The sequence below is a fragment of the Sphingomonas alba genome (genome assembly GCF_023516555.1).
GTDB lineage: Bacteria > Pseudomonadota > Alphaproteobacteria > Sphingomonadales > Sphingomonadaceae > Sphingomicrobium > Sphingomicrobium album.
This window is the reverse complement of the sequence record NZ_JAMGBD010000001.1, coordinates 328,281-340,436: the sequence shown is the minus strand read 5'-3', so window position 1 is coordinate 340,436 and position 12,156 is coordinate 328,281. Positions and strand designations below refer to the sequence as shown.

General features: G+C 62.4%; 12 protein-coding genes and 2 tRNA genes. 10 read left to right on the top strand and 4 right to left on the bottom strand.

Annotated features, from left to right (window positions below):
* Positions 1 to 44: 44 nt before the first annotated feature.
* Positions 45 to 980, top strand: a complete 936-nt coding sequence (locus LZ536_RS01740) for a glycosyltransferase (RefSeq protein ID WP_249846580.1) — start codon at positions 45 to 47, stop codon at positions 978 to 980.
* Between the two features lie 60 nt (positions 981 to 1,040).
* Positions 1,041 to 1,694, top strand: coding sequence for an ATP-dependent Clp endopeptidase proteolytic subunit ClpP (gene clpP, locus LZ536_RS01735; protein ID WP_249846579.1), 654 nt, complete (start codon positions 1,041 to 1,043; stop codon positions 1,692 to 1,694).
* On the opposite strand, the gene LZ536_RS01730 is transcribed toward clpP, so the two are convergent.
* Positions 1,691 to 2,545, bottom strand: a complete 855-nt coding sequence (locus LZ536_RS01730; protein WP_249846578.1) for an MBL fold metallo-hydrolase — start codon at positions 2,543 to 2,545, stop codon at positions 1,691 to 1,693. The two genes, clpP and LZ536_RS01730, sit on opposite strands and share 4 nt — an antisense overlap.
* Before the next feature lie 184 nt (positions 2,546 to 2,729).
* On the opposite strand from LZ536_RS01730, the gene clpX reads away from it, so the two are divergent.
* The gene (gene clpX, locus LZ536_RS01725; RefSeq protein ID WP_249846577.1) at positions 2,730 to 4,007 is read left to right on the top strand and encodes an ATP-dependent Clp protease ATP-binding subunit ClpX; all 1,278 of its coding nucleotides are present in this window, start codon (positions 2,730 to 2,732) and stop codon (positions 4,005 to 4,007) included.
* Positions 4,008 to 4,478, top strand: a complete 471-nt coding sequence (locus LZ536_RS01720) for a CPBP family glutamic-type intramembrane protease (protein WP_249846576.1) — start codon at positions 4,008 to 4,010, stop codon at positions 4,476 to 4,478.
* Here the strand turns inward: LZ536_RS01720 and LZ536_RS01715 are convergent.
* A complete protein-coding gene (locus LZ536_RS01715) occupies positions 4,465 to 5,016 on the bottom strand; it encodes a methyltransferase family protein (protein ID WP_249846575.1) in 552 nt (183 codons plus the stop codon). The two genes, LZ536_RS01720 and LZ536_RS01715, sit on opposite strands and share 14 nt — an antisense overlap.
* Before the next feature lie 126 nt (positions 5,017 to 5,142).
* Here LZ536_RS01715 and lon point away from each other — a divergent pair, with 126 nt between their 5' ends.
* From lon to LZ536_RS01695, 4 genes are all read left to right on the top strand, one after another.
* The gene (lon, locus tag LZ536_RS01710; protein WP_249846574.1) at positions 5,143 to 7,542 is read left to right on the top strand and encodes an endopeptidase La; all 2,400 of its coding nucleotides are present in this window, start codon (positions 5,143 to 5,145) and stop codon (positions 7,540 to 7,542) included.
* Between the two features lie 84 nt (positions 7,543 to 7,626).
* Positions 7,627 to 7,899: an HU family DNA-binding protein gene (locus LZ536_RS01705; RefSeq protein WP_249846573.1), complete on the top strand. Its 273-nt coding sequence runs from the start codon at positions 7,627 to 7,629 to the stop codon at positions 7,897 to 7,899.
* 47 nt (positions 7,900 to 7,946) lie between these two features.
* Positions 7,947 to 8,021, top strand: a tRNA-Val gene (locus LZ536_RS01700).
* A gap of 72 nt (positions 8,022 to 8,093) precedes the next feature.
* Positions 8,094 to 9,647 carry a hypothetical protein gene (locus tag LZ536_RS01695; protein WP_249846572.1) on the top strand — a complete coding sequence of 518 codons (1,554 nt, stop codon included), beginning with the start codon at positions 8,094 to 8,096 and terminating at the stop codon, positions 9,645 to 9,647.
* Between the two features lie 6 nt (positions 9,648 to 9,653).
* Here LZ536_RS01695 and LZ536_RS01690 read toward each other — a convergent pair whose 3' ends face one another.
* Together LZ536_RS01690 and LZ536_RS01685 are read right to left on the bottom strand one after the other, a co-directional pair.
* A complete protein-coding gene (locus LZ536_RS01690) occupies positions 9,654 to 10,340 on the bottom strand; it encodes a Crp/Fnr family transcriptional regulator (protein ID WP_249846571.1) in 687 nt (228 codons plus the stop codon).
* 99 nt (positions 10,341 to 10,439) lie between these two features.
* Positions 10,440 to 10,889, bottom strand: coding sequence for an HIT family protein (locus LZ536_RS01685; RefSeq protein WP_249848529.1), 450 nt, complete (start codon positions 10,887 to 10,889; stop codon positions 10,440 to 10,442).
* A gap of 71 nt (positions 10,890 to 10,960) precedes the next feature.
* Here LZ536_RS01685 and LZ536_RS01680 point away from each other — a divergent pair.
* Together LZ536_RS01680 and LZ536_RS01675 are read left to right on the top strand one after the other, a co-directional pair.
* A tRNA-His gene (locus LZ536_RS01680) sits at positions 10,961 to 11,037 on the top strand.
* A 33-nt stretch (positions 11,038 to 11,070) separates the two neighbouring features.
* Positions 11,071 to 12,120 (top strand): Leu/Phe/Val dehydrogenase, encoded by a 1,050-nt coding sequence (locus tag LZ536_RS01675; protein ID WP_249846570.1) that lies wholly within the window; start codon positions 11,071 to 11,073, stop codon positions 12,118 to 12,120.
* The last annotated feature ends 36 nt before the right edge of the window (positions 12,121 to 12,156 follow it).

The window sequence follows — 12,156 nt, the reverse complement described above, 5'->3', positions numbered from 1 at the left end:
AGCATTCGCCTTTATAGGCTGGCCAGTCTTTCGAGGGGGATCACTTGCCAAGCCCGCAACCGCGCATTGCCGTCCTGCTGCCCTGTTACAATGAGGAAGCGGCGATCGGGCAGACCATCGCCGGTTTCAAGAAGGCCCTGCCCGGCGCGGCCATCTACGTTTACGACAACAACAGCCGCGACAAGACAGTCGAGAAGGCGAGGAAGGCTGGTGCGATCGTCCGCACCGAGCGCATGCAGGGCAAGGGCCACGTCGTCCGCCGTATGTTCGCCGACATAGACGCCGATGTATACGTCATGGCCGACGGCGATCTGACCTATGACCCCAAGGCCGCGCCTTCGATGGTCAAGCAATTGTTGGAAGAGCAACTCGACATGGTCGTCGGCACCCGCCAGCACGAAGCCAAGGACGCGTATCGCGGCGGGCATGTGCTTGGGAATCGGGTCTTCACCGGCTTGCTTGCAAAGCTGTTCGGCCGGAGTTTCTCAGACATTTTCAGCGGTTACCGGGCGTTCTCACGACGGTTCGTAAAGAGTTTTCCGGTGCTTTCCGAAGGCTTCGAGATCGAGACGGAAATGTCGGTCCACGCGCTCGAATTGCGCATGCCGGTCGGCGAGGTAGCAACGGCCTATGGAGCAAGGCCGGAGGGCTCGGAATCGAAACTGTCGACCTATCGCGACGGCTGGCGGATCCTGAAGACCATCGGGACGCTCTACCGCGTCGAGCGGCCTGTGCTGTTCTACGGTACCATTGGCGCATTGCTGGTTATCGCCGCCGTCCTCCTCGCGATCCCGCTGATCCTGACATACCTCGACACCGGGCTGGTCCCGCGCTTCCCGACGGCGATCCTCGTCACCGGCATGGTGATCGTCGCGGTCCTGTGTTTCTTCGCCGGTCTGATCCTCGACACGGTGACGCGCGGCAGGCGGGAAATGCGTCGGCTCGCCTATCTGGCGCAGCCCGGCCCGACGGGGGATTGAACCTTTCGGTTCGAGCGCCGATGTAAGCCTCCGACATTCAAGAAGGACGCCTGACTTCCCATGGACCATGAAGATATTGCCAGCCAGCTCGTTCCCATCGTCATCGAGCAGTCGAACCGCGGTGAGCGCAGCTTCGACATCTATTCGCGCCTCCTGCGCGAGCGCATCATCTTCATCACCGGCGCCATCGAGGATCACATGGCCTCGCTGATCACCGCCCAGTTGCTCTTCCTCGAGTCCGAGAACCCGAAGAAGGACATCTTCATGTACATCAACTCGCCTGGCGGCGTGGTCACCGCAGGCCTCGCGATCCACGATACCATGCAGTACATCAGGCCCAAGATCGGCACGGTCTGCATCGGACAGGCCGCATCCATGGGCAGCTTCCTGCTCGCAGCCGGTGAGCCGGGTATGCGAATCGCGCTCACCAATAGCCGGATCATGGTCCACCAGCCGTCGGGTGGCGCCCAAGGCATGGCTTCGGACATCGAAATCCAGGCGCGAGAGATTCTGCGCATGCGCACACGCCTCAACTCGCTCTATGCAAAATACACTGGCCAGGCGATCGAGGAGATCGAAAAGGCGATGGACCGCGACAAGTTCCTGGAAGCCGACGAGGCCAAGGCCTTCGGCCTGATCGACGAGGTGTTCGACAAGCGGCCGGATGCGGGGGAGGAAGGTGCTACCGGCCAGAGCGACGTGACGCCCTCTTAGGCGCTAAGTGGAATCCTGATGTAGCGGCGGCCGTTCGCTTCGGCGGGCGGCAACTTGCCTGCGCGGATGTTCACCTGGATGGCTGGATACAGCAGCTTGGGGACCGGCAAAGTGGCGTCGCGGCCTTCGCGCATGGCAACGAACTCGTCTTCGCTGATCCCGTCATGGACGTGCGGGTTCTTCGCTCGCTCCTCGGCGACGGTCGTCTCCCACGCGAACCGGTCGCGGCCCGGCGCCTTGTAATCGTGGCACATGAAGAGGCGGGTCTCGGGCGGGAGCGAGAGCAGTCGCATGATTGACCGATAGAGCGTGCGGGCGTCGCCACCCGGGAAGTCGCAGCGGGCAGTACCATAGTCGGGCATGAATAGTGTGTCGCCGACGAACACAGCGTCGCCAATCCGGTAACAGACGCAGGCGGGAGTGTGCCCGGGCGTTGAGATCACCTCGACTTCAAGCTCGCCGATACTGAATCGCTCGCCGTCGCTGAACAGTTCGTCGAAATCGCTGTCGGACCCCTCAATACCCAGCATCGGCCCGAAGGCGTCTCTTACGTCGCGAATTTGCTCGCCGATGCCGATGCGTGCCCCGGTGCGCTCCTTGATTATTGGCGCGCCGGAGAGGTGATCGGCGTGCGCGTGGGTCTCGAGACTCCAGACGACCGTCCAACCTTCAGCCCTTGCTGCGGCCAAAACTTCGTCGACCGATTTGGTGGAAGTCCGCCCGCCCGCCGGGTCATAATCGAGCACCGGATCGATCACCGCCGCCTGGCCTGTCGCCGGGTCCGCGACGAGGTGGGTTACCGTGTTAGTCGCTTCGTCGAAGAAGCTGCGGATGTGCGGCTGTGCCCCCATGACAGCGCTGATTCGGGTAAAATCGTCGGTTCGTCAAACCGTTGGCATTCCCGGCCTTGCCCCGATGCGCCATGCGTTCCATATTTGGGACAGAACGAACAGGCCGGTTGGATGTTAACCCGTTCAACAGCTTGATTGTGCAATAAGGCCGGCTAGCATTGGGCCGGCTTGGGCAAGGAAGAATATGACGAAGCTTTCCGGCGGCGACAGCAAGAGCACGCTCTACTGCTCCTTCTGCGGTAAGTCGCAGCACGAGGTCAGGAAGCTGATCGCCGGGCCGACCGTGTTCATCTGCGATGAATGCGTCGAACTGTGTAACGACATCATCCGCGAGGAATCGAAGTCCGCGCTCGTGAAGACGCGCGACGGCGTTCCGACGCCCGCCGAAATCTGCAAGGTCCTCGACGATTACGTGATCGGCCAGTCGCGGGCGAAGCGCGTCCTCTCGGTCGCGGTCCACAACCATTACAAGCGCTTGAGCCATGGCGCGAAGACCGGCCCGGAGGTCGAGCTCGCCAAGTCGAACATCCTGCTGATCGGCCCGACCGGCTGCGGCAAGACGCTGCTTGCGCAGACGCTGGCGCGAATCCTCGACGTGCCCTTCACCATGGCCGACGCCACGACGCTGACCGAGGCCGGCTATGTCGGTGAGGACGTCGAGAACATCATCCTGAAGTTGCTGCAGGCCAGCGACTATAATGTCGAAAAGGCGCAGCGCGGCATCGTCTACATCGACGAAATCGACAAGATTTCGCGCAAGTCGGACAATCCGTCGATCACTCGCGACGTGTCAGGCGAAGGCGTCCAGCAGGCCCTCCTGAAGCTGATGGAAGGCACCACCGCCTCCGTCCCGCCGCAGGGCGGCCGCAAGCACCCCCAACAGGAATTCCTGCAGGTCGACACGACCAACATCCTGTTCATCTGCGGCGGCGCTTTCTCGGGCCTTGAAAAGATCATCGGCGATCGCCTCCAGGGCAAGTCGATCGGTTTCGGCGCTTATGTCGCCGCCCCGGAAGAAAAGCGGACCGGCGAGACTTTGAAGCACACTGAGCCGGAAGACCTGTTGAAATTCGGGCTGATCCCCGAGTTCATCGGCCGTTTGCCGGTCATCGCGACGCTTGAGGATCTCGACGAGGAGGCCTTGGTCAAGATCCTGGTCGAGCCGAAAAACGCGCTGGTGAAGCAGTACCAGAAGCTGTTCGACATGGAGGAAGTCGAACTTGGCTTCTCCGACGACGCGCTTGGCGCGGTTGCCCGCAAGGCGATCGACCGCAAGACGGGTGCGCGCGGCCTCCGCTCGATCCTCGAAGGCATCTTGCTCGACACCATGTTCGATTTGCCCTCGATGGACGGCGTCGACGAGGTGCATATCGACAAGGACGTGGTCGAGGGCCGCAAGGAACCGGTCCGCGTCTATGCCAAGAAGGACAAGACGGCGGCCACTTCAGGCGACGCCGCCTAAGTGTTTCGGCTTCCCGCGGCCCTCGCGGAGCCGCGAAACCCCTTAAAGGCCATATCTTTCGGCTGGCTGCTTGCCTGCCCGATCAGCCTTGGGCTGTCGGCGCTGGTTAACTGGCTGTTGCCCTCTGCCGGGCAGCCCAGCTTCGATGCTCGCGGTTCGCTCCTGTTGTTCCTGCTGGTCGTCTTCTCGCCCTTCGTTGAAACGTTAATCATGGCGGGAGTCATTGAGGTTCTGCTGCGGTTGGTGCGGCCGCCGATTGCCATCGTTTTGAGCGCACTCGGCTGGGGCATCGCCCATAGCCTCGAGGCTCCGGCCTGGGGCTTGGTGATCTGGTGGCCGTTCCTGATCTTCTCGACGCTCTACGTTACCTGGCGGCAGCGATCGGCATGGACAGCCATCGGCATCGTCTTTTGCGTCCACGCCTTGCAGAATCTGGGGCCCGCCCTCTGGATCCTGTTCAACCAAGCCTAGGGAAAAGTGCGGGGGTCGAACGCCGATAGGCGTCGAACGATGCGCCGAACGTCTCGGACAGCAAGCGATCCTCGACGCGAGTGCGGATGATCGTTCCCCACAGGTAGACGGGAATAGCCACGATCAGCTGGAGATAATGGCCGGCCGCGATCGCGAGCGCGAGCATGTAAAACAGCAAGCCCAGATAGATCGGGTGGCGCAAATGGGCGTAGGGCCCCGCGCGGACCAGCTCATGATCCGGCCGCATCCGCGCGTCGATGCTCCAATTCTTGTTCAAGGCCCGCGCGCTGGCATAGAAAAGCCACACGGCTCCAACGCCGAAGAGCACCACTATGGCCGCTCCGATGATCGCGGCAGGCGTTGTCGATCTCATGTCCGGATGAATCGGTCCGATACAGGCCAGGAAAATGCCGACAACCTGGACGACCACCCCAACACGAGCGCGAGGATCCAGTCGCTGCCGGCCACTCTCGCGCCCGCGTCGAATCGCCGTGACGATGACGAGAGTGCCGAAGACGACGCTCAGGAGTTGGAACATCGCCATTTCAATTGGCGCGACGGGATAGGCCAAGGTCATGCCCGCCCAAATACAGCAAGTGTATTAGTCAAGCAATACGGATGAGCCTCAGTTGCGCTTGCAGATAGTGCCGCCCATATGGGCTTGATGAGCCGTACTCTTCCGATCCTTCCGCTCCGCGACATCGTCGTTTTTCCGAATCGCATCGTCCCTCTGTTCGTCGGGCGCGATAAATCGGTCGCGGCGTTGGAAGCCGCTATGGCCGCCGACAAGGAATTATTCCTGGTCGCCCAGCTCGATCCGTCAGAGGACGATCCCGACCGTGACGCGCTTTATGAGCTTGGCGTGATCGCCAGCGCCATGCAGCTTCTGAAGCTACCCGACGGCACCGTTCGCGTGCTCGTCGAGGGTGCCAAGCGGGCGAAGCTCACCAACCTCGTCCAGCGCGGCGACTATCTCGCCGCCGAAGTCGAGGAAGTCGACGAAGAGGATTCCGAAGGGCCGGAGGCGCAGGCGCTGATGCGCTCCGTCATCGATCAGTTCGAGAATTACGCGAAGCTCAACAAGCGCTTACCCGCCGAAACCAGCATCCAGCTGACCGAGATTGATGACCCATCGATCCTGGCGGACGCGGTCGCCTCGAGCCTGTCGATCAAGGTCGCCGACAAACAGGCGTTGCTTGGCGAGCTCAATCCCGCGCGCCGGCTCGAAATGGTTTTCGCATTCATGGAGGGCGAGCTTGGAGTCCTGCAGGTCGAGAAGAAGATCCGCAGCCGAGTCAAGCGGCAGATGGAGAAGACCCAGCGCGAATATTATTTGAACGAGCAGTTGAAGGCGATCCAGCGCGAGCTCGGCAATGAAGAAGGCGAGGGCGGCGACGAGCTTGTCGAGCTTGCCGCCAAGATCCGCAAGACGCGCCTATCCAAGGACGCCCGCGTCCGCGCCAATGCAGAGTTGAAGAAGCTCAAGGGCATGGCGCCGATGAGCGCGGAAGCGACGGTTGCCCGCAATTATCTCGACGTGCTGCTCGGCCTGCCATGGGGGAAGAAGAGCCGCCTGAAGCGCGACATCGCCGAAGCGCAGGCCGTGCTCGATGAGGACCATTACGGCCTTGAGAAGGTCAAGGACCGGATCGTCGAATATCTCGCGGTCCAGGCACGGACCAACAAGCTCAAGGGGCCGATCCTCTGCCTCGTCGGTGCTCCGGGGGTCGGCAAGACCTCGCTAGGTCGCTCTATCGCGCGGGCGACGGGACGCGAGTTCGCCCGCCAGTCGCTGGGCGGCGTCCGCGACGAAGCCGAGATTCGCGGCCACCGCCGCACCTACATTGGCTCCCTGCCGGGCAAGATCATGGCCAACCTCAAGAAGGCCGGCACCAGCAATCCGCTGTTCCTGCTCGACGAGATCGACAAGCTCGGCACGGATTTCCGCGGCGACCCGGCTTCGGCGCTTTTGGAGGTGCTCGATCCCGAGCAGAACAGCCGCTTCCAGGATCATTATTTGGAGCTGGATTACGACCTCAGCGACGTCATGTTCGTTACGACCGCCAACTCGCTCGACATGCCGCAGCCCTTGCTTGACCGCATGGAGATCATCCGGCTCGAGGGTTACACAGAGGACGAGAAGGTCGAGATCGCCAAGCGCCACCTGATTCCGAAGCAGCTGGAAGCGCATGGGGTGAAGGACGGTGAACTCATCATCACGGATGAGGGCCTGCGCGGCGTCATTCGCCACTACACCCGCGAAGCCGGCGTCCGGACACTGGAACGCGAATTGGCCAAGATCGCCCGGAAATCCTTACGCCAGATACTGGAGGGCAAGACCGAGAAGGTCGAGCTAACGATGGCCAATCTCTCCGATTTCCTGGGCGTTCGTAAGTTCCGTTACGGCGTCGGCGAGGAAGAGGACCAGATCGGCGCGGTCACCGGGCTCGCCTGGACCGAAGTCGGCGGCGAGTTGCTGACCATCGAAGCCGTGACAGTACCTGGCAAGGGCCAGATCAGGACCACGGGCAAGCTCGGCGAAGTCATGCAGGAATCCGTCCAGGCGGCCTGGAGCTTCATCAAGGCGCGTGCGCCTGCGTATGGTGTCAAGCCGAGTATCTTCGCGCGCAAGGACGTTCACGTGCACTTGCCCGAGGGCGCGGTACCCAAAGACGGGCCGTCCGCCGGAGTCGGTATGGTCACGGCCATGGTTTCGACGCTGACCGGCATCCCGGTGCGTCGCGACGTCGCCATGACCGGCGAGGTGACGCTGCGCGGGCGCGTTCTGCCAATCGGCGGCCTGAAGGAGAAGCTGCTGGCGGCGCTTCGTGGCGGCATCGGCACCGTATTGATCCCTGCCGAAAACGAGAAGGACCTCGCGGAGATTCCGGCATCCGTGAAGGACAATCTCGAGATCATCCCCGTCAGTCACGTCGATGAAGTCTTGGCTCGCGCTTTGACCGAGAAGCTGGAGGCAATCGAATGGACCGAAGCGGACGAACATGCCGCTGAACCCGTCGTTCATCCGCACGCTTCGTCGGAAAGTCCTGCCGTTCGTCATTAAGGGTTTTGACTTGCGTTAGGGTTTGGGCCTTAAGCTCATGGTTTGTGCGTCCGCGAGTCCCGCGGCAAAGCTCGGGAGTGGGGAATGAACAAACAGGATCTCATCGGGCAAGTGGCCGACCGTGCAGGGCTTAGCCGGAATGACAGCGCCCGCGCCGTCGAAACGATGCTGGAGGTAATCACCTCCGCCCTCAAGCGAGGCGATGAGGTTCGGCTGGTTGGCTTCGGCAATTTTTCCGTGACGCGGCGGAAGGCCTCGACCGGTCGTAACCCGCGCACCGGCGAGCCGATGCAGATCAAGGCCAGCTCGCAGCCGAAATTCCGCCCCGGCAAGATCCTGAAGGACGCGGTTCAGTAGTTTACAGGCGGGACGGGCTCTTCTAACAGCCGCCGTCCGATTGGCATGGGCGCGTAGCTCAGCGGTAGAGCACACCCTTCACACGGGTGGGGTCACAGGTTCAATCCCTGTCGCGCCCACCATGCCATTCGACTTGCGCTGCTTCACTATGCGCGCCTAGTCTCAATTGTATTTCATTGGCTTGGCGGGCGCGTATGGATACCCGACTGATCCTCGCTGGACTGTTACTGACTGCCGCTGCCCCGACTGGTGCGCTTCCACCCGCAGCCAGCTTCGAGCAGAAAGTCGTGGCGATCATGAGCGCCGGCGGTTCTGCCGATCTCATCCAGTCGCGGCTCGATCGCGTTGGTGCAACGCAGCCGCTTACGCCTGACCAGCAGGTGGCGATCGAGGCGTTGGGTGCCCTGGTTCGCGGCAAAACCAAACCCAATGGCTTGTCCGTTGCCGAGGCCGAGGCGTTCGCGGTCCGCCATCCCGGTTCGCCCGCATCTGCTTTCCTGGTGGCGGAGGCGGCGCTGGCGAATAATGATCCGCAGCGGAGCGCCGACACTTTGGTCGCCGCAGCTGCGCATGCCGGCTCCCTCATCCAACTGATTTCGCCGACGGCGGTATCCAAGCTCGCGGATGAGTTGGATGCGCTTTCGGATCGAGACCGGACGGCGGCATTGGCCAAAGCGCTGCTATACGGCAATTGGGCGCGCGGCTCGCCCAGTTTGCGATCGTTCCTTGCGCTGACTGCGATCAGGAATGAGCTTGCCGCCGGCAGGCTCGAGCGCGCCCGCGCCTTACTGGTCGTCATCAAGAGTCCCGCGACGTTTCACGAATTCCTGATCGACGAACGCCTCGCGCCATTGCGCGTCGATGTCGAACGCATTGCAGGCTCACACCTTGAACACGCCTGGCAGGATTATCTGGTAGGCGCCCGGACAGATTGGGTCAGCCGTGGTGATGCAATTTCCGCGGCCGCTTATGTCGAGGCGCTTAAACAAGCGAACCAATATGAGGCGCTTGCCGATGCATTCTTGCCCCGCTTCCTAAAGGGCTACAATTGCCCATCCGATCTGGTGGCGAGAACCATTGGAGCGGACCTTGCAGACAGCCTGGGAAGGGCTGGCCGCTGGGCTAAATCCGATGACGTCATTCGCCGTTCGGGCGGCGTGTCGCCGGCAATCTACGCCGCAACCCTCCTGGAGCGGGGTAATTTCGGGCAGGCGGAAGCCCTCCTGAGCCGGTCTCTGAAGGCAGCCGCCTTGCCAAAATCGAAGACGGACGAAAAAGCGCTGGCGTGGCTGCAGGGGGCTGAATCTTGCGCCGCATACCGAGGCGGCCGCCCGGCAACCGTGACTTACGATCCGGCATTGCTGGACATATCCCCGCGTCTGTTCGTGTTGCTCTGCCTCGATCGCGCGCCAGAGGCACAGGCAGCGCTGATCGCCGCCCTGTCCAGCGAAGACGAGCGCGCGGACGCTCTGCGCTGGGTTCAGCCGTTCAAGGACCAGCCGGCCCAGAGCAAATTCCGGGAGGCGATGAACACCAAAATCCGCGCTCTCCAACGGGAGCCGTCCGTGATCGAGGCAGTTTCGCGGTACGGCCGGATACTCGACTGGCCGTTCACCTCGGCGGCACCACAGAACAGCGATGCAGCGGCACTCAGATCAACCAACGCGTGGCAATGTGGACAGCAATCCGACTGGCAGGCGGCGATACCGAATGTTGAATCGATTCACCTTCCGGACAGCCAACCGTGATTTGGCCTATTGCAGGTAGCTTTCCTGGAAGCTTGCGACGCGGCGCATTTCGGACCAGTCCTGGAAGAAGATCTCGCGGCCCTCGCGCCGGATCAGGCCCTGACGTTCAAGGTCGGCGAAGACACGATTGACGTTGACCGAAGTCTGGCCCGTAATGTCGGCAATCTGTTGCTGCGTGAACGGATTGACCAATGCCTCTTGGTCGACGTCGATGCCGCTTCGGGTTGCAGTTTCGCACAAGAGATGGGCGACACGCGCCGTTGAATCGCGGCGGCCGCAATTGACCAGCCATTCATATCCGATGGCTTCGTTTCTCTGAACCAGTCGCCAGAAGAAGCGGGCCATTTCGGGGTTCTTCTCGACGATAGGGTCGAAGTCGTCTGCCTTGCCGACCATGACCTCGCTTCGGACTATAGCCTGGACGCCATAGCCCGCGGCGCCTTCGCGCGGCAGGATGCCTTCGCCCGGAAAGCGGAGGGCGACGATCTGCCGGCGCCCGGCACCGTCGGGCTTGTACTTCGAAAGTATGCCCGACTTCACGAACATGACTTCGTTGCGGAGGACGCCAGGTTCGCGGAAGGGACGGCGCGCATCGACCTGGATCGTTCGGTGCGGCATTTGCTCAAGCAAAGCGGCAAGCTCGGGCGCGAGCCCGGCCTTCGTCAACGTCTCCTTCAAGGAAACGCTTGCCATCCCTTGGATGCTTTCGGCGCGACTCGCCATCAGCGCGCACCCTCCCAACTTCGCCTTGCTCCTACGCAGGTCGTTGCGCAAGCCATATGATATGGTGCCTTAACCCGCATTAGTGCTTGCTGAATGCCAGAGCGTGACGAGTTCGTTTTTCATACGGGCAATGGCGTCGTCATCCAGCGCGACAGCCGACTTGAGGTCGGGTGGCCCGGGCCAGCCCGCGTCGGCAAGGTCCAGGCCGGCAAATGACCGGCTGTCCTCGTAGCGCGGGATCACATGGAAGTGGACGTTCGGATCGACCATCATCAGCATCAGGTAGTTGATGCGCTGGTAGTCGACAGCGACCCTCAACGTCGCCTCGATTTCGGCAATGACCCGGCCCTGTTCGACGAACGCAGCCGTTGGAAGATCCCCGTAAGCGGTGGCGTCGCTTTTGGCAGCGAGAATGAGCGACCCGGCGGTGACCTGCGCAGGCCGCAATAGGACGACCCAATGGACATACTCTCGGATCATCGTTGCCGGGTAACCGAATTTCGCAATCGTATGGTTGATCATGGCGGCCTCGCTTGCCATCTGGAGGCCCCGCCCTTAAGGAGCGCGCGCGCCATATCCAAGGCGTTACGGCGATCGTAGCTCAGCTGGTTAGAGCACTGGTTTGTGGTACCAGGGGTCGCGGGTTCAAGTCCCGTCGATCGCCCCATTTTGTTTCGCATACGGCTGGACCAAGCAACACATGATCACGCCCTGGGGCTTTCCCGACTTCGACGCGCACGAAGCGCTGCATTTCGTCACGGACGAGGCTTCAGGCCTCCGGGCGATCATCGCCATGCATTCGACCCACCTGGGGCCGGCCGCGGGCGGTTCGCGCTTCTGGCATTATGCCGACGATGCAGATGCGCTGACCGATGCGCTGCGCCTGTCGCGCGGAATGAGCTACAAGAATGCGATGGCGGGCCTCCCGCTGGGCGGCGGCAAGGCGGTCATCCTGGCCGACAAGAACCGCACGAAGACCCCTCAGATGCTCGCTGCCTTCGGCGAAGCGGTGGATTCGCTTGGCGGCAAGTACGTCACCGCGGAAGACGTCGGCATCAGCGTCGATGACATGATCGAAGTCGCGCGCCATACGAAATTCATTGCCGGCCTGCCCGTCGAAGAGGGGCAGGTGGGCGGCGACCCGGGCCCGCACACGTCGCTGGGCGTTTTTCTCGGTATCAAGGCGGCCGTGAAGCGCAAGCTCGGCAAGGACAGCGTGAGCGGACTGCATATCGCCCTGCAAGGCGCGGGTAGCGTTGCAGGCGGCGTCGCCCGTCACGCGGCGGCCGAGGGCGCCAGGCTCTCGATCGCCGACGTCGACGCAGCCCGAGTCAACGAGCTTGCCAAGGTTACCGGCGCAACCGTCGTTGATCCGGCGGCCATCATGACGCTGGAGGCCGATGTCCTTAGCCCGTGCGCGCTCGGCGCGATCCTGACCGAGCAGTCGATCGCGGCGCTCAATGTCCCGATCGTGGCCGGCGGCGCCAACAACCAGCTGGCGACGCGCGAGGACGGTGACCGGCTGCATGCGCGCGGCATTCTTTACGCGCCCGACTACGTCATCAACGCCGGCGGTATCATCAATGTCTCTACCGAATATCTCGGCGATGGCGGGCCGGAGCTCGTCCGCTCGCGCATCGAGGCGATCCCGCACCGCCTCGAACAGATCTGGGCAGAGAGCGAGGGCACGTCGCGCGATCCGGCCGACGTCGCCGATGCCATGGCGCGGAAGCTGATCGGCCGCGGCTGATTGGCTAGGGACGGGCGGACAGGCTAAGGCTCGGCC